General features: G+C 66.9%; 18 protein-coding genes. 16 read left to right on the forward strand and 2 right to left on the reverse strand.

Annotated features, from left to right (window positions below; all coding sequences use genetic code 11):
- Positions 1–5 precede the first annotated feature (5 nt).
- Positions 6–2393, reverse strand: a complete 2388-nt coding sequence (locus ACW9J6_RS12005; protein WP_457116701.1) for a DGQHR domain-containing protein — start codon at positions 2391–2393, stop codon at positions 6–8.
- A gap of 1780 nt (positions 2394–4173) precedes the next feature.
- Between ACW9J6_RS12005 and ACW9J6_RS12010 the strand changes: the two genes are divergently transcribed.
- The 8 genes from ACW9J6_RS12010 (at position 4174) to ACW9J6_RS12045 (ending at position 10694) form a co-directional block, all read left to right on the forward strand.
- Complete coding sequence (locus ACW9J6_RS12010) at positions 4174–4719, forward strand: hypothetical protein (protein ID WP_457116702.1); 546 nt, start codon at positions 4174–4176, stop codon at positions 4717–4719.
- Between the two features lie 21 nt (positions 4720–4740).
- Positions 4741–5112 carry a hypothetical protein gene (locus ACW9J6_RS12015; RefSeq protein WP_457116703.1) on the forward strand — a complete coding sequence of 124 codons (372 nt, stop codon included), beginning with the start codon at positions 4741–4743 and terminating at the stop codon, positions 5110–5112.
- Positions 5109–6422: a terminase large subunit domain-containing protein gene (locus ACW9J6_RS12020; RefSeq protein WP_457116704.1), complete on the forward strand. Its 1314-nt coding sequence runs from the start codon at positions 5109–5111 to the stop codon at positions 6420–6422. The genes ACW9J6_RS12015 and ACW9J6_RS12020 overlap by 4 nt, the downstream gene beginning before the upstream one ends.
- Positions 6422–8062, forward strand: a complete 1641-nt coding sequence (locus ACW9J6_RS12025) for a DUF4055 domain-containing protein (protein ID WP_457116705.1) — start codon at positions 6422–6424, stop codon at positions 8060–8062. The genes ACW9J6_RS12020 and ACW9J6_RS12025 overlap by 1 nt, the downstream gene beginning before the upstream one ends.
- Complete coding sequence (locus ACW9J6_RS12030; protein WP_457116706.1) at positions 8059–9042, forward strand: hypothetical protein; 984 nt, start codon at positions 8059–8061, stop codon at positions 9040–9042. The genes ACW9J6_RS12025 and ACW9J6_RS12030 overlap by 4 nt, the downstream gene beginning before the upstream one ends.
- Before the next feature lie 111 nt (positions 9043–9153).
- Entirely contained in the window at positions 9154–10242 is a 1089-nt protein-coding gene (locus tag ACW9J6_RS12035; protein ID WP_457116707.1) for a minor capsid protein, read from the forward strand.
- Complete coding sequence (locus ACW9J6_RS12040; RefSeq protein ID WP_457116708.1) at positions 10239–10457, forward strand: hypothetical protein; 219 nt, start codon at positions 10239–10241, stop codon at positions 10455–10457. Before ACW9J6_RS12035 ends, ACW9J6_RS12040 begins: the two co-directional genes overlap by 4 nt.
- A gap of 9 nt (positions 10458–10466) precedes the next feature.
- A complete protein-coding gene (locus ACW9J6_RS12045; protein ID WP_457116709.1) occupies positions 10467–10694 on the forward strand; it encodes a hypothetical protein in 228 nt (75 codons plus the stop codon).
- Here the strand turns inward: ACW9J6_RS12045 and ACW9J6_RS12050 are convergent.
- Positions 10691–10900: a hypothetical protein gene (locus tag ACW9J6_RS12050; protein WP_457116710.1), complete on the reverse strand. Its 210-nt coding sequence runs from the start codon at positions 10898–10900 to the stop codon at positions 10691–10693. The two genes, ACW9J6_RS12045 and ACW9J6_RS12050, sit on opposite strands and share 4 nt — an antisense overlap.
- Positions 10901–11048: 148 nt before the next feature.
- Between ACW9J6_RS12050 and ACW9J6_RS12055 the strand changes: the two genes are divergently transcribed.
- From ACW9J6_RS12055 to ACW9J6_RS12090, 8 genes are all read left to right on the forward strand, one after another.
- Positions 11049–11924 (forward strand): hypothetical protein, encoded by an 876-nt coding sequence (locus ACW9J6_RS12055; protein ID WP_457116711.1) that lies wholly within the window; start codon positions 11049–11051, stop codon positions 11922–11924.
- Positions 11925–12084: 160 nt separating this feature from the next.
- Entirely contained in the window at positions 12085–13125 is a 1041-nt protein-coding gene (locus ACW9J6_RS12060; RefSeq protein ID WP_457116712.1) for a hypothetical protein, read from the forward strand.
- A 58-nt stretch (positions 13126–13183) separates the two neighbouring features.
- The gene (locus ACW9J6_RS12065; protein WP_457116713.1) at positions 13184–13720 is read left to right on the forward strand and encodes a hypothetical protein; all 537 of its coding nucleotides are present in this window, start codon (positions 13184–13186) and stop codon (positions 13718–13720) included.
- A 61-nt stretch (positions 13721–13781) separates the two neighbouring features.
- A complete protein-coding gene (locus tag ACW9J6_RS12070) occupies positions 13782–14300 on the forward strand; it encodes a DnaT-like ssDNA-binding protein (RefSeq protein ID WP_457116714.1) in 519 nt (172 codons plus the stop codon).
- A gap of 7 nt (positions 14301–14307) precedes the next feature.
- The gene (locus tag ACW9J6_RS12075; RefSeq protein ID WP_457116715.1) at positions 14308–14700 is read left to right on the forward strand and encodes a hypothetical protein; all 393 of its coding nucleotides are present in this window, start codon (positions 14308–14310) and stop codon (positions 14698–14700) included.
- Positions 14700–15116, forward strand: a complete 417-nt coding sequence (locus ACW9J6_RS12080) for an HK97 gp10 family phage protein (RefSeq protein WP_457116716.1) — start codon at positions 14700–14702, stop codon at positions 15114–15116. Before ACW9J6_RS12075 ends, ACW9J6_RS12080 begins: the two co-directional genes overlap by 1 nt.
- Positions 15113–15547, forward strand: a complete 435-nt coding sequence (locus tag ACW9J6_RS12085; protein WP_457116717.1) for a phage tail terminator-like protein — start codon at positions 15113–15115, stop codon at positions 15545–15547. Before ACW9J6_RS12080 ends, ACW9J6_RS12085 begins: the two co-directional genes overlap by 4 nt.
- A gap of 57 nt (positions 15548–15604) precedes the next feature.
- Complete coding sequence (locus ACW9J6_RS12090; RefSeq protein WP_457116718.1) at positions 15605–16099, forward strand: hypothetical protein; 495 nt, start codon at positions 15605–15607, stop codon at positions 16097–16099.
- Positions 16100–16107: the final 8 nt, after the last annotated feature.

Consider the following 16107-nt stretch of genomic DNA (forward strand, 5'->3'; position numbering starts at 1 on the left):
GACCCTCACTCCGCCGCGGCCGAGGGCGCGGCGACCTCGTCGGGGGAGGGATCCGGGGCGGGCTCGCTGAGATAGCGCTTGCCCGTCACAAGCTTCTCACCCTCGCCGATGTGCTTCTTCACTAGGGCATAGACTTCCCGCACAAAATCGACGTCGACCTTGGAGAGTGGCCCCTTCTCGGCGTGGTGGGTAACCGTGCGGGCCTTATTCAGGCGTCCGAGCCAGCGGACCAGCGTCGCCTTCTTACCCTTCCCCATGAAGTTGTAGTGGTCCTTGAAAAGGTCCCAGTTCTCACCGTAGATCACGATATCGGAGTAGTTCGCGAACGTTAGGAATTGCCAGCGATCGTGCTCCCCTTGCTGGTCGTTGTAGCGAGCGTCACAGTCTTTTCGGATCGACGACGGCACGCCCTGTAGCCACCATTTATCCTTTGCCAAGCCGTACTTGGTTTGAAGACGTTCCAGCACATCATCGTAGATGATCTTGTTCATCTCATCGATCATGTCCTTGGCTTCCTTCGTGCCCTCCACATCGCGGCTCGCCATGTAGGCCACGACCTCAGGCAGTCGAAAATCGTCCTTTGCCTCGTGGATTAGGCTCATCATCTGGAAGCAGTTCTGGTCGACGCTCTGCAGCGAACTGCCGCGGTTGCGGAAGCGGCTGATGCTGCCCGCGTCGGCCGTCTTGAAGAAGTCAACGACCGGTTGGACGTAGGGCTCGACGAGCTCGATGATGTCCTGAGCGTCCAGGCTCTCGCAGTTGGTCCCTTCCTTGTGCTCCGCAAAGGCCATGAGCCTGCGGAGCATCTGCAGGAGCGCCCGGATGCCGTTGTTGGTGCAGAGGAACCCGCCCTTTGAATCCCCCAGCTCCCAGTGCGAGGGCAACTGGGAAGCAAACAGGTTCAGGTAAAGGGAGACAGTCTTAACAGCCTTCTCCATGGAGGCTTTCGGATCACCGGAAGCGTCGGAAAGGCGCCCCGCCTTGATGCTCGCGGTCTGCCGGTGGATAGTTCCCAGCAAAGACTGGTTGCCCATGCCGTCGGAGATCGACGGGAGCGAGAGGCACCTGAACGACGTCCGCTCCTGGCCGGTAGTGGCGATCCGCCCCTTGATCGGCGACCGTTTGTCCTTGTTCAGCTGAAGGGCGATCCGGGCGAGGAGGGCGTCGAGCTGCCGCTTGGGATCTGGATCCTCGATGTTCAGGCCGGATATGATCTCCTCGACGAGCGAGCGCTGGACCCGTACTTGCTGAGTGTTGATGTCGACGAACAGCTTGATCTCGTCCTTAATAGGTAGGTTCTCGTACGCCAAGACCGTGATGACTGACTTGTCGTTCTCAGGTTCGCGGCTGGCGTGCGCGTATCCGTAGAGCCTGTGCTGGCCGTCGATCACCCAAGCCGACCCATACTTGCCGGGTAGGGTCAGGATCCCAGTGGAAGTGTCGTCGAATTTTTCCTTGGGATCGAAGTTGAGCTTGCCATCGACCTTTAGGTTGATGACGATGTTGGTCGGAAATTTGCCGCCCTCATCGATGTAGGCGCCAATTGCCTTCAGCCGTGGGGCCTTCACCATTCGTTGGTAGGTTTCGAAGTCGTCGTTTGAAACCGCCGAACGATGGCTGATGTAGGATATCTTGAGAAGATCGTGCGGAGAGATTAGGAAATTGTAGAAGGTCGCCCCGCCCATGAACCCTTTGGTGGCTGGGACTTGCGTCCGAAGCCCTTCGACCTTTTCTCCAAAGAAGTATCTCCCAAGAAACTGATAGCGAGCAGCGTACTTCAGTAGTCCGGTAAGTTTTGCATAATATTCGAAGTCAGCATCATCGATGATTCCTATGTTGTTTTCGGTCGCACGGTCTCGGTCGGCCTTCCGCCAATCAACGTTCCGGGTAGCAATAGCAAATTTTACCTTTAGTTTCGGGTCTTTGCCGAATTGCTTGTGAACGGCATTGATGACCTCCTGCCGGAACCCGCAGATCTTGTCGATGAGTGCCTTGACCGACTTGGACCCCGCCTCCTTGGAGTGGGTGCATTCGACGATCAGCGCGGTCTCATCATCCTTAGCGAACACGTCCAACTGGCGCGCCGGGGCATTTGGTCCCGTCTGGATGAGGAACTGGCGCCCCTCGTTGAGAGTTTTGAAGCCCATCCGGTACAGCATGCACCAGATGTCGTCTTCGAGCTGGCGGTCAACAGGCTTTTTTTTGTAGAGGCGCACAGATCTCGCGTTTTCGCGAAGCACCTCCCAACCATCAGCCTTCTCGCCGGCGACCTTGAGCTCCAACGCTTCTGCGCTAGTTGCCCCGACAGTCTTCTCGTCGTACGCCTTGGACTTGAGATTATAAACTCTCTGCAGCTCCTCGCTATCGACGAGACCGACCAACACGTCCGGCATGAAACCACCTTTGTCCCCCCGACGCGACTCTCGCGTTCGCTTGGGCTGCAACCTTAGATGTAGAGCTTATCCGAGGTCGATGGCGCTACTCTGTAGCAGCATATCCACAACGATCATCGTTTCTGCAGAAAGGCAACTCGGCCCCCGCAATCCAGTCGCGTTGCTTGGTGCCGCGCCAGTTTGGGCTGTTTCCGTGCCGCGACCAGGGTTTCGGCAACCGACGCTGTCAGTGGCCCTTGCCTACCCGGGTAGCCCAGGGCGTCGTGGGCTCGCCACTCGCCCGGAGGGCCCCTGGAGTTGCCTCCGTCACCGGACACGAGGCATGTTGGGTTTGAGCACGGATGAACTCGCGGGGCGAGCGCTTGCCGAGCTCTCGGGGGAAGATGTTCGTTATATTCACCAATCCCGATGCCTAGGCACGCCAGCACGGTGTCGGCGTTGGGGCGAGGCTGCATGCGAGCGTAGTTGCGCTTCAGCGTCTTGACGAACGCTTCGCTCACTCCGTTGCTTTCGCGGCTGTACACGGGCGTGAACCAGGGCACGAGGCCCAGCGCTGCCGCGGAGGAGGGGTCTCGGCTGCCGTGTACGCTGAGCCGTTGTCGGCCAGCCACTGCACGGGATGGGGTGCGCGCAGGCCGCAAAAGCAGGCCTCCATGCAGGCCAGCATCAAGTCGCGCATCATTTGACCGCTGATCCCGCCCGGCGAGTCCCGCCCGGCAAGGCGACAAAGGTCAGGACCTTGCGGTCGTGGGTGTCGAAGGCAAAGGCCACTCGCACCACCTTGCCATTCAAGCACCTGATCTCCGGCGCGTCCGATGACCAGCGCTGATTAGAGCCGGGAGCGATCACACGGCCGTTGTGGGTGCGAACGGGCCGTTCGCCCGCGTGGAGCTGAGGCAGGAGGTTGTCCTTCCTCAGGAGGCGGAACACGCGCTTGTGGTTCAGCGCAGTCTAGCCAGTCCCGCGCCGCGTTCGGTTCAGGATCGCTTTTAGGCGCCGATAGCCGTAGGCAGGGCGCACGTCCGAGATGGCCCGGATGTCAGTCAGCGTTGCGCATCGTACTAGATATTCAGCAAAATTTCTAGTAATTGTCTTCCTATTACCTGAGACACGAGCGTGTAGACAGATATCTGCAATATAGTGACGGCTGATCGCAAGGGCCTTTTATTTCTGGCCGCCAGGAGCCACAGCGTTTGCGTCGTTATCCATGTCTGACCAGCTTGCCGCCTTAACCTCGGAGCCGGCCCATGATCCTTCATGTCTCGCCCTCGAACTGAGACCAAGATGTGAGTTGGTTCCATAGGTCGCCCTTATGCGAGTTGGCGGGATTGCTAGAATGGCATCGCCGACTTCGAATGAGCGCTGTCAGCGTGCTATCGTACATGTTCGTTGCGTCAGTCGCTTAATAGCGCTATGGTTGATTATGGACGCCCACACTGCGTGTGATCCGCGGTTCCCGCGTGCATCTCCAGTGTGGCCCAGGCCCGGAAGCCCCGTGCGCCGCGATGGGAGGACTGCGTCCGAAATTCTCGCTCATCGCGAGCGTCTCGGCGGCTATCTCTCGATGTGGTCGGTTCGCTGCCCATGCCTGTGATCAAGCCTGTTGGAGGGATCAGCTCGATCAAGGGAGCCGGACCCTTCCGCTGCGTCGCGTCAGGGCGTCCCCATCCAGAGAGCTTCTTCAGAATGACGAAGCCGGAACGCGTTAAGGCTCGGCCGCGCGCGACTCGTTCCAATGGGCCAGGGCCGGTTCATCCTAAGCTCTGATCGGAGACGCCGTATGCAGCATCCGGTCATCGATGTCCGCGAGGTGGCAATCGGCAAGAGCGGCACGCTTCGAACGCGCCGCGGTGCGCGGCTCGCTACGTCGGAACGGCAGTGGACGCGGGACCTGGTCGCCGCGCGTCCGCAATGGCTTGACCTGCTTGAGCTTCCCGTGGTGGTCCGTGCTGATCTGGAGTATCGCATCGCGCCAGCGGGTCTCCGCAACGCGCCCACCAGTCTCGGATTGCCCCGCATCGACGCGGTGTTGTGGCACGGGGACGATCATTGCTCCATCCTGGAGGCCAAGGTCACGTCGTCGCTGTCCGACATCATGGGGGGCGTCGGCCAACTGCTCTACTACCGAACGCTGCTCGGCCTCTGGCGCGGCATACACGTCGAAGCTCTGATCCTGGCGGCACCGTACCTGCCGCCCTTCGTGCTGGAGACGATCGCGCAGGCCAGTGCGCCCATCCGATACCTCAAGGCCACGGACGAAGAGTTCTCCGGCTTGGTGCCCGACAGCGAGCTGACCGAGGCTGAGCGCGCAGTTCGCCGGCTTTGAAAACAATCATAGGAATTCAGAATGGCCCGCGGTGGCAGGCGCGTGGGCGCTGGCCGCAAACCTGGCTCCGCGACGCGCAAGACGCGGGCGATCGCCGACCTCGCCAGCGCGAGCGGCCTGACGCCCTTGAGTGTGATGCTCGAGGCGATGCGCTTCCACCACGCCCTCGCCCGATCCGAGATCGCGAAGGGCGATGGGATGATGGCGAAGGTCGCGTCCGAAGCGATGGTGGCCGCGGCGTCTGTCGCGAAGGATGCTGCGCCGTACATGCACCCGCGGCTGGCACCGGTCCCGCCCCAGGGCTCCGAGACGGCCGACGACGTCGCCCGCAAGATCCGCGAGGCGCTCGCGCGAGCTAATGCGATCGAGGAAGGCGAGGGCGGGGACGCGTGAGCCTCCTGACGCCGCGGTGGTATCCGCTGCGGGCGCATCCTGAGCAGCGTCGGCTGATCACCTCGCCGGCACGGTTCTGCGTCGTGCCGGCGGGCCGGCGCTCCGGCAAGACAGAGCGCGCGAAGCGGAGTCTCGTCCGGCGGGCGATCCGCGAGACGGGGTACGCCGACGCGCGGTTCTTCCTGTCGGCGCCGACCCGGGATCAGGCAAAGGCGATCTTCTGGCAGGACCTGAAGGCGCTCCTGCCGCCCTGGCTCGTGCGCGATACCCGCGACGGCGAGCTGATGGTCCGGCTCGTCACCGGTACGGAGATCTGGGTCATCGGCCTCGACAAGCCGCAGCGCATGGAGGGCCGCTCCTGGAATGGCGGGGTCATCGACGAGGTCGCCAACGTCAAGCCGAGCGCGTGGCCGGAGAACATCCGACCAGCGCTGTCCGACCGCCGGGGCTGGTGCTGGCTCATCGGTGTGCCGGAGGGGCGGAACCACTACTACGACATGTGGAGGCGGGCGATCTCCGGCGAGGACCCCGAGTGGGCCGGCTTCACGTGGCCGTCCGCCGACATCCTCCCGCCGGAGGAGATCGCTTCCGCCCGCCGCGACCTCGACGAGCTGACCTTCCGCCAGGAGTACGAGGCCTCCTTCGTCAACTTCGAGGGCCGGGCCTACTACCCCTTCACCGAGGCCACGCACTGTCGGCGCCTCACCTACGACCCGACCCGCCCGATCGCGATCTGCCTCGACTTCAACGTGGACCCGGGCGTCGCGGTGATCTGCCAGGAGCAGCGGCTCCCGAACGGCCAACAGGGCACCGGCGTGATCGGGGAGGTGCACATCCCGCGCAACTCCAACACGCCCGCGGTCTGCAGTCGCTTGATCCTCGACTGGGGCCGTCACCAGGGGAGGGTGGTGCTCTACGGCGATGCCACGGGCGGCAGTCGCGGCACCGCGAAGGTGGCGGGCTCGGACTGGGACCTGGTCGCCACGGCGCTCCGGCCCGTCTTCCGCGACCGGCTCGTGGTGGCGGTGCCGCGGGCCAACCCGCCGGAGCGCGCCCGCATCAACGCCGTGAACACGCGACTCAAGGCCGGCGACGGCACCGTGCGGCTGATGGTTGACCCGGTCCACGCTCCTCACGTGGTCAAGGACCTCGAAGGCGTCCGCCTCCTCAAGGGCGGCTCGGGCGAGATCGACAAGAAGGCGGACCCGATGCTGTCTCACCTGTCGGACGCGCTCGGCTACATGGTCGCCGCCGAATTCCCGGTGGCGGATCGCACGACGCGCACCGGCGTGACGGTCGGGCTCTACTGATGGCGCTCGACACCCGGCACCCCGCCTACATCCAGCGGGCGCCCGATTGGGAGGTCATGGCCGACACCCACGCCGGCGAGCGCCGCGTGAAGGAGCGCGGCACGGTCTACCTGCCGGCGACTTCCGGCATGGTCGCAGCCGGCTTCTCGGGCGGATCCGGCCTGTTCACCGAGCCCGACGAACGCGGGCACGTGGAGATCGCGAGCGCGATCATCGCGGAGAACCCCGGGGCGGCGCAGTACCGGGCCTACCTCGCCCGCGCCGTCTTCCACGAGCTCGTGCAGGCCTCGGCCGAGGCGCTCGTCGGCATCATGCACGCCAAGCCGCCGACGATCCTGCTGCCGGATGTGCTGGAGCCGCTGCGGGAGGACGCCACCCAGGACCGCGAGAGCCTCGCGACCCTGCTGAGGCGGGTCAACGAGGAGCAGCTGCTGAAGGGCCGCATCGGCCTCCTCCTCGACGTCCGCGGCGAGCAGGGCCCGACCGCGCTGCCCTATCTCTCGACCTACGCGGCCGAGGCGATCCTGAACTGGGGCGTCGACCGGGTGGCGGAGCCTGGTCGGCTGCTGTTCGCCGTGCTCAACGAGACGGCGCAGGAGCTGCAGCCCGATCTCTCCTGGGAGGAGCAGACCCGGTACCTCGTCCTCGGCGATGTTCGCTTCGCCGCGGTGCGCGGGCTCGCGGAGGATGCGGGCGCGCTGCCGCCGGCCGGACCGGACCGGGGCTACGTGGCGGCCACCGCGACCGATGCCGATGCCGAAGCGCTGCCTTTCGCCGAGGTGCAGATCGCCGGCCGCGGCCTCCCCGAGATCCCCTTCGTGACGATTGGCGCGAAGGATCTGCAGTGGGATCCCGACCAGCCGCCGCTCTTGCGGGTCGCGCGCATGGCGCTGGCGATCTACCGCGGCGAGGCCGACTACCGCCATGCCCTGCACATGCAGGGCCAGGACACGCTGGTCACGATCGGCGCGAAGCAGGACACCGGCTACGCCGCGGCGGGCGAGGCCGTGAAGGGCCGTCCCCTGCTGCTCGGCGCGAACGGCCGCATCGACCTCGACATCGGCGGCGACGCCAAGTTCATCGGTGTCTCGGCGGCCGGGCTCGCCGCGCAGAAGGAGGCGATCGAGAACGACAAGCGCGCCGCCGCGGAGATGGGCGCGCAGATCCTCGATCGGGGCAAGGCCGCCGAGTCGGGCGACGCCCTCGATATTCGGGTGGCCGCCCGGACCGCGACCCTCACCACGGTGGCGCTCGCCGGCGCTCAGGGGCTGGAGCGCATCCTGAAGCTCGCTGCGGTCCTGAAGGGCGCGAACCCGGACGAGGTGAAGGTCACGCCCAACCTCGACTTCGGTGGCGCCGCGCTGACCGCGCAGGATCTCCTCTACGCCATGCAGGCGAAGAGCATGGGCGCGCCGTGGTCGATCAGGTCCATCCACGACTGGATGCGCACGAACGACCTCACGACGCGCTCCTTCGAGGAGGAGGAGGGCGAGATCGGCGAGGAGGGGCCGACGCCCGGCTCGGCGTTGGGCGGGGCCGGACATGGCATGGGCGCCGACGGCGGCGTCGATGTGACGGACCAGGATCTCGCCGACCTGTTCGCGCCCGAGCTGCTGCGGTCGGAGCCAAAGGCGACATGAGCGCCCGCCTGGCGCTGGGCCGCGGCCTCGCGTCGTTCGATGAGGATCTGCACCCTCGCGGGACGGGTGGGCTGTTCGCGAGCAAGGGCGGCGGCGACCACCGCCCGACGAAGACGACCGGGCTGACCGGCTCCGATGTCATCGAGGCGCTGCAGGGTTCGGCGCGCCGTCTGCACGGCCGCACGATCGGCGATGTGCTCGCCCGAGCCGACGACCCGCAAGCGCTGCTCCGCGCGCTGGCGCAGCGCTTCAAGGCGGGCGAGATCCAGTTCCGGGATGGCGGTGCCGGCGAGGCCCTCTCCACTCCGCACCTCGGCACGCCCTACACGGTCTCCCATGACGAGATCCACGACCCCGGTCGGCATGACACCGAGGAGTTCGAGGCGCATCTGGAGCGGCAGGCCGGCAAGGCGCGGTCGGACCAGATCGTGGTGTCCGCCGAGCTGCCGTTCGACAACCGCGGCCGTGTCGACCAGGCGGCACTCGTCGAGGATTTGCTGACCGATGCGCAGTCCGGTCGCAACCGGCCCTCGTTCATGCGGGGCGAACTCGGGCACGTCGAGGATAGCGCGCTCCGCGAGGCCCTGACCAAGCACGTCAAGACGCTGCGCAGCCTCACCGTCGAGGACCATGGCGGCGACACTTATATGGTCACGCTCGATCGGCCCGCGGACGCGCCCTACCACAAGGCTCGCGCGGCTGCCGAGAGGGCCTTCCGGGCGCAGGGGCTGTCCGAGCACGATATCGCCCGGGAGATGAACGGCACGGCCGAGCATGAGCGGGACTTGGTCCGCTCTCGCGCCGAGGCCGCTGCGGCGGAGAAGACCTACGCCGAGACGACGGAAAAGCTGCGCGAGTACTTTCCCGACGAAGTCGACATGCTGCCAAAGATGTCGCACCGCAATCGCTTCGTCATGCGCAGCCGGTTGCTGAAAGAGTACAAGAAGAAAACCGGCGTGGATCTCCCTTACGGGTATTAGGGTTGCGATGTCTGACTGCGTCGGCGGCTGGGGCGCGATCCCGGCCGTGTTCCTTGCGATCCTGTTCCTCGACGGCTCGTGGCTTGCGGGCGGCGGCGTGGGGCACGGCTGATGCCCACCGTCAACGAGCAGCTCGCGGACGCCCAGGTCAGCCACGCCATCGGCCTGCAGCGGCTCGGCAGCGGGATCCTGAAGCGGATCCTGGCGCTGCTGAACCGGACCGACGGCGACATCGAGGAGCAGATCCGGCGGCGCCTCGACGTCGTGGCGCCGGGCTCGTTCGGGGACGACTTCACCACCGAGCGGCTCAAGGCTCTCCTCGACGCGATCCGCGGCCTCAACGCCGCGGTCTACCAGCGAATCCAAGCGCTGCTGCTCAAGGAGGGGCTCGACCTCGCCGAGTACGAGGCGGAGTTCCAGGTCGGTGCGATCACCGATGCCCTGCCGATCCGCTTCGACATCGTCACGCCGACGGCCGAGCAGCTGCAGGCCATCGTGATGAAGCGGCCATTCCAGGGCCGGCTCCTTCGCGAGTGGGCGCAGAACCTGGAAGACGGCCGCTATGCCAAGGTGCGCGATGCCATCCAAATCGGGATGGTCGAGGGAGAGAGCGTCGACCAGATCGTGCGGCGCGTCCGCGGCACGGCGGCTATGGGCTACAAGGACGGCGTGCTGGAGATCAGCCGCCGCGACGCCGAGGCGGTGGTGCGGACCGCGGTCGCGCATATCGCCAACGGGGCGTCGGAGGTCACCTACGCGGCGAACTCCGACCTGATCGACAAGGTGAAGTGGTTGAGCACGCTCGACAGCCGCACGACGGCGGTGTGCCGCGCCCGCGACGGGAAGGTCTTCGAGGTCGGCAAGGGTCCGCGCCCGCCCGCGCACTGGAACTGCCGGAGCGTCATGGCGCCGGTTACGAAGTCCTGGCGTGACCTCGGCATCGACCTGGACGAGATCCCGGCCGGCACCCGGGCGAGCATGGATGGGCAGGTGCCGGCGGATCAGACCTACCAGGACTGGCTGCGCAAGAAGCCCGCGACATTCCAGAATGACGTGCTCGGCGTCACGAAGGGCAAGCTGTTCCGGGATGGCGGGCTGACTCTCGACCGGTTCGTGGACCGGAAGGGGAAGGAGTACACCATCGAGCAGTTGCGGCGGCGCGAGCGCGGGGCTTTCCGGCGGGCGGGGCTGGCGGCATGAGCGACTTGGCGTCGTTTCCGGGGCCGACCACGGCCGACATGTCGCCGGAGAAGGTGCTGGCGGCAGCCGTTGGCAAGATCAATCCCGCGATCGTCGTCGGCTTTGATCAAGGCGGGAAGCTCTACGTCGCTAGTTCGATCGGCGACAGCGACAGGGCCATCGCGCTGCTGGCACGAGCGCAGGTCTGGCTTTGCAATCAGGCCGACGCCGAATAGCCTCGCGGCATGGCTGACACCCGCCGCGCCGGAAAGCCCGAACGCCCGATCCAGCACCTCCAATGGGAGTGCCGGACCTGCGAGGCCATCGAAGGCGTGGCGAGCACCATGACGATGAAGGTGCGCAAGGGCGGGTTCGTCAGCCTGAAGTCGGGCCGCATGGTTGGCGGCACGTTCTTCGAGGTGTGCGCGATCTGCCTGGTGAAGGGCCGGACGACGATCGTGGCGAACGGCTAGACGCCGCTGAACGCGCTCACGTACTCCTCGCCATGCTCATCAAAGACCAGTGGCTTGGCGTCTTCCTGCGAGACCTTGGTGGCCTCTGCCAATATTTGTTCAACGTCGACTCTGTCGAGAATACCCTTCTCGGTGAGCTTCGCGAGCAGCCGAGAGAACATGGCGGACGTAATCTTGGCCGTCGCGTCGGCATTCGTCTGAGACATCTTCCGTCTCCTTGCCTGCCGAAGAAGTTAGGGCCCTCGGAGACGGCCGCCACCACCTGAATTCCGCGGTTCGAGCCGCGGTCACCGGCCGGCCACCATGAGGCGCGTCCGGCCCCTGCGCCATGGGGCGCAGCCATCGGAGTCCACCATGAAGATCAGGAAGACGTACGAGATCGAGGACGCGATCCCGTCCGAGGTCCGGGACTTTTACGAGGAGCGGGATGGCGCATGGCATCTCACGCTCGAAGTGGAGGGCTCGGCCAGCCAGGACGACGTGACCCGGCTGAATGGTGCGCTCACGAAGGAGCGCAACGACCACCGTGCCACGAAGGAGAAGCTCCGCGCCTTCGGCGACCTGGATCCGGCCCGCGCCCGCGAGATCGTGGACCGCGTCAGCGAACTCGGCGACTGGGACGAGGTGCAGGGCAAGCTGCACCGCCTCGACGACACCAACGGCGACCAGGGCGCGGCCGCGATCGAGCAGCGGGTGCAGAAGGAGATCGAGCGCCGCGAGAGCGCGATCAAGGCGCCGCTGGAGCGCGAGATCAAGCAGCTGCGGGAGCGCGCCGAGGGCGCGGAGCGCGAGCGTGACGAGACCCAAGGCACGCTGCGCGGGCGCACCATCGCCGACGAGGTCCGGGCGGCGGCAGCCCGCGCCAAGGTGATCGACAGCGCCCTGGACGATGTCCTGCTCTACGGGGACCGCATCTTCGAGATCGCCGAGGACGGCACGGTCCAGACCAAGGATGGCGTCGGGGTCACGCCCGGCCTGAAGCCGGAGGCGTGGCTCTCGGACATGAAGGAGCGCCGCCCCCACTGGTGGCCGACCTCACAGGGCGCCGGGAGCCAGGGCAACCGCGGCGGCACGGGCGGCGGGTCGAACCCCTTCTCGGCGGAAGGATGGAACATGACCGAGCAGGGCCGTCTCTTCCGGGAGGACCCGGCGAAGGCCGAGCGCCTCGCCAAGGCGGCCGGAACGACGGTCGGCGGGCCCAGACCTCCGGCGCGCACCCGCGCTGCCTGACACCTTCCGGGCGGCCATGGGGCCGCCACTCATCATCGCCGCCGACACCATGGGGTGATCGGCGCTCTTCTCCCCACCCCTGAACACGACCGGCCGGCCATGGGGTCCGGCTTGGCGGTGCTGACGGACCACACCCTCAAGCCTCCCTCAGGAGATCCCCATGACCACCGGTGTTCTTCGCCTCTCGGACGTCGTCGTCCCCGCGATCTTCGTCCCCATGGTCCGCCGCCTTTCCATCGAGAAGACGGCGCTCATCCAGTCCGGCGCCGCCGTGGCGGATCCGCTGCTGGACCGGTTCCTCGCGGGCGCGGGCCTGACCACGAACATGCCCCGGCTCAACCCGGTCGACACGACCGATGTCGAGAACGTCTCGTCGGATGATCCGACCGTTTTCTCGACCCCGAACAAGCCCGGCGAGGGCAACGAGATCGCGGTCCGGCTGTCGCGCAACAACTCGTGGTCCCAGATGGACCTCGTGCGCTCGCTGCTCGCCGACGATCCGCTTGCGGCACTCGCCGAGCAGGTCGCACTGTACTGGGCTGTGCGGCGCCAGCGCGCGATGATCGCGCACCTCAACGGGCTGTTCGCGAACAATGCAGCAGCAACCGACGCCTTCCACGTGCAGAACGATATGCTCGTCGATCTCTCGACGATCAACAACGGCGAATATTCGAAGGGCATCACCGATTTCCACGGCTCCGCCTTCATCGACGCCTTCGTGACCATGGGCGACAACATGGGCGGGATCGCGCTCGTCGCGATGCACTCCCTCGTCTACGGCACGGCGTTGAAGAACAACCTGATCCAGTTCCGCCTGGACTCGGACGCGAACCCGACGATCCCGACCTACATGGGCAAGGACGTCATCGTCGACGATGCGATGCCGAACCCGTCGGCCGGTGTCTTCGACACCTACCTCCTCGGGCGCGGCTCCATCCTCTTCGGCACTGCCGATCCCGACGTGCCGAACGAGGTGCTTCGCATCCCGGGCGCGGGCAACGGCGGCGGCCAGGAGGTCATGTGGTCCCGCATCGAGTGGGCGCACCACGTGCCGGGCACGTCCTACGTCGGCACCGCGCCGAGCGGCGGCCCGTCGAACACGGCGACCACGAACAATCTCGCGGCCGCGGCGTCCTGGCAGCGCGTCGCGCCCATGCGGAAGATGATCCCCATCGCCCGCCTGCGCACCCGCGAGTTCTGACGCGGCCCTGGGGCGCGGTCGCGCGCCCTCCCATCCCTCGCACCGACAGGAGGCCGGAATGGCCGACCATCCGAACACCGAGAGCCGCACCCCGAACGATACCGGCACCGAGCAGGCCCGCACGGCCTCGGGGGGCGATCCGGCGGCCAACGCCAGCGACGCGGAGGGCCGTGCCGAGCCTCGCACACACCTGCAGTCGCGGCGCCGCGCGGCTACCGACAGCACGGTTTCGCCGAAGTCCTCGACCCTGCAGAACCTCGACGCCGAGCTCCACGCGGATCTCACCCAGGACGTGCTGACCGCCAATCGCGAGCGGATGGTGGCCGAGATCCGGGCGTCGGGCGGCTCGGCGGTGGATCTGCAGCGCCTGCAGGATCTCCACCAGGCGGTGGTGGACGCGCAGGCCGAAGTCGATGCCGCGATCGCCAAGCGCAACGCGGCACGTGACGCTTACGACCGGGAGGCCGAGGCGCAGGCCGTCGGCGGGCACGCCACCCACGGCGAGCAGGTCACGGCCTACATCGCGGCACAGAACGAGCTGCGCGAGCGGCAGGCCAGGATGAACGCCGCGGCCGCGCAGAGGGCCGGCGCGTAACCGCCATGGCAATGCAGCGCGTCAGCCCTGCCGTCCCGATGCTGGTCGCAGCGTGATCCCCATGCCGCTCATCGTCGAGGATGGCTCGGGGCTGCCGTCGGCCGAGAGCTACGTCTCGGTCGCCGCCTCGGATGCGTACCACGCCGCCCGGGCGAACACCGGTTGGGCGGGAGACGACGCGATCAAGGAAGCCGCGCTGCGCCGGGCCACCGAGTTCCTCGACAGCCTGTTCGAGGGACGCTGGATCGGTCGGCCGGCGATCCGGGGGCAGGGGCTCTGCTGGCCCCGCCAGCGGGCCTACGACGCCGGTCTCACGCTCCTGCCGGCCAACATCGTACCGCGGGGCGTGATCCGCGCGACCTGTGAGGCCGCCCTGCGCGAGCTCCAGTCGCCGGGCTCGCTCCAGCCCGACGTCCATCCGGGCGAGCGGATCGTCTCAGAGACGGTCGGCCCGCTCTCCGTCGAGTATGGCGACCAGGGCGTGGGCGGCGATGTCCTGCCCGTGGTCACCATCGTCAACCGGCTCGTCGCGCCACTGCTGCGCTCCGTCGCGGGCGCCGGCCTCGTGCTGAGGGCCTGACCTCCTGATGCCCGGCACCTTCGATTACGGCCGCGCCCGCCGCTCCGCCGACCGCCTCATCGCACGCTTCGGTGGGCCGGGCGCGATCCTGCGCGCCAGCGACGCCGGCAGCGGCGAGGACATGACGAATGGCCGGTCCGCCGCCGCGGTCGCCGCAGCGGATCCGAGCGCCTACCCTTGCACGCTCGCGGTGATCGACTACGACGAGCGGGACCGCGACGGCACGCTCATCCGGCAGCAGGATCGCCGGGCGCTGATCGCAGCGGGTGGCCTCGCGATCGAGCCGACCGACGCGGACCAGCTGCGCGACGCGAGCGGCGACGTCTACGCCATCGTCACGATCAAGCCGCTGGCGCCCGCGGGTATGGTCGTGATGTACGACGTCCAGGTGCGGCGCTGATGGCCGACCGAACCTTCGCGCTCAACATCGCTGCCTTCGTCGAGAAGGTGCAGGCCCGGGCCGACCTCGTCGTCCGCAAGCTCGTCCTCGACATGGGCACACGCATCGTGATGCGCTCACCCGTCGACACCGGTCGCTTCCGCGCGAACTGGCGCTACGGCCTGGGGCAGATGGATCGAGCCGTCAGCGACGACGTCGATCCCTCCGGACAAGAGACCATCGGCCGGCTGACGGCCGAGGTCACGACCGCGCGCTTCGGTGACGTGATCTACCTGTCGAACTCGCTGCCCTACGCGCTCCGCCTCGAGAATGGCTGGTCGAAGCAGGCGCCCGCCGGCATGGTTGGGATCACCGTGGCGGAGTTCGAGGCGCTGGTCGATCGTGCGGCCGATGCCGCGAAGGCCGAGATCACGTGACGACGGCGATTTCGGCGATCCAGGCCGCCCTCTACGCGCACCTGAAGGCCGCGCCGCTGCCGAAGCCGATGCGGATCGCTCCGGAGGGCAGGAACTTCGATCCGAACGGGACAGCCTACCTGCGGCCGACGTTCCTGCCGGCTGAGCCGGTCGGCGCATCCATCCCGTTCGATGGCGCCGTGGACCACTCGGGCCTCTACCAGATCGATGTCTTCTGGCCAGAGAACCGGGGCATCGGAGACCCGCTGGCGGTCGTCGCCGCGCTCTGCACGCACTATCGCCCGGGCATCACCCTGGCAGCTAGAGAGCAGCGTGTGCTGATCCTTCGCCCACCCGCGGTGCAGCCGGCGCTTCAGGAGCCTGGCTGGCTGCAGATCCCGGTCCGCGTGACCTGGACCGCCTACGTCGACGAGCCCGCCGACGCTCTCTGATCCCTCCATCCCGGCCGCCCCGGGGCGGTCTTTCCGCGCGCCTGAAAGGATACCACGATGCCGAGCCGCTACCCCGTCGCGGGCTGCAAGTTCTACATGACCTCAGCCCCCATGGCCGAGCCCGACGAGACGCTTGACGCAACGGCCTTCGCCTCGGTGAGCTGGACCGAGGTCAAGAACTGGAAGGAGATGGGCACCTTCGGCGATGCCGCGCAGGTGATCACCGACCAGATCATCGGCGACGGGCGCGACCACAAGGCGCTCGGCACCAAGAACGCGGGCTCGATGCAGAACGTGTTCTCGAACGATCCCACCGATCCGGGGCAGCAGGCGCTTGCCGCGGCGGCTGGTACGAACGTGAACTACGGTTTCAAGATCGAGTTCAACGACAAGCCCGCGACCGGGTCATCGCCGAAGAACTCGCTGCGGTACTTCGTCGGCCTCGTCGCGACCGCGCCGGAGACCGGCGGGACCGCCAACACCATCCGCAACCTCAACGCCACGATCGAGATCAACTCGAAGATCGTGCGTGTGGCGGCGTCGGCGAGCTGATCGGAGGC

Source organism: Methylobacterium sp. JK268 (assembly GCF_054052225.1).

Coding starts and splice junctions, on each gene's coding strand:
- ACW9J6_RS12005 (WP_457116701.1), bottom strand. CDS start 2,393: ATGCCGGACGTGTTGGTCGGTCTCGTCGATAGCGAGGAGCTGCAGAGA.
- ACW9J6_RS12010 (WP_457116702.1), top strand. CDS start 4,174: ATGCAGCATCCGGTCATCGATGTCCGCGAGGTGGCAATCGGCAAGAGC.
- ACW9J6_RS12015 (WP_457116703.1), top strand. CDS start 4,741: ATGGCCCGCGGTGGCAGGCGCGTGGGCGCTGGCCGCAAACCTGGCTCC.
- ACW9J6_RS12025 (WP_457116705.1), top strand. CDS start 6,422: ATGGCGCTCGACACCCGGCACCCCGCCTACATCCAGCGGGCGCCCGAT.
- ACW9J6_RS12030 (WP_457116706.1), top strand. CDS start 8,059: ATGAGCGCCCGCCTGGCGCTGGGCCGCGGCCTCGCGTCGTTCGATGAG.
- ACW9J6_RS12035 (WP_457116707.1), top strand. CDS start 9,154: ATGCCCACCGTCAACGAGCAGCTCGCGGACGCCCAGGTCAGCCACGCC.
- ACW9J6_RS12040 (WP_457116708.1), top strand. CDS start 10,239: ATGAGCGACTTGGCGTCGTTTCCGGGGCCGACCACGGCCGACATGTCG.
- ACW9J6_RS12045 (WP_457116709.1), top strand. CDS start 10,467: ATGGCTGACACCCGCCGCGCCGGAAAGCCCGAACGCCCGATCCAGCAC.
- ACW9J6_RS12050 (WP_457116710.1), bottom strand. CDS start 10,900: ATGTCTCAGACGAATGCCGACGCGACGGCCAAGATTACGTCCGCCATG.
- ACW9J6_RS12055 (WP_457116711.1), top strand. CDS start 11,049: ATGAAGATCAGGAAGACGTACGAGATCGAGGACGCGATCCCGTCCGAG.
- ACW9J6_RS12060 (WP_457116712.1), top strand. CDS start 12,085: ATGACCACCGGTGTTCTTCGCCTCTCGGACGTCGTCGTCCCCGCGATC.
- ACW9J6_RS12065 (WP_457116713.1), top strand. CDS start 13,184: ATGGCCGACCATCCGAACACCGAGAGCCGCACCCCGAACGATACCGGC.
- ACW9J6_RS12070 (WP_457116714.1), top strand. CDS start 13,782: ATGCCGCTCATCGTCGAGGATGGCTCGGGGCTGCCGTCGGCCGAGAGC.
- ACW9J6_RS12075 (WP_457116715.1), top strand. CDS start 14,308: ATGCCCGGCACCTTCGATTACGGCCGCGCCCGCCGCTCCGCCGACCGC.
- ACW9J6_RS12080 (WP_457116716.1), top strand. CDS start 14,700: ATGGCCGACCGAACCTTCGCGCTCAACATCGCTGCCTTCGTCGAGAAG.
- ACW9J6_RS12090 (WP_457116718.1), top strand. CDS start 15,605: ATGCCGAGCCGCTACCCCGTCGCGGGCTGCAAGTTCTACATGACCTCA.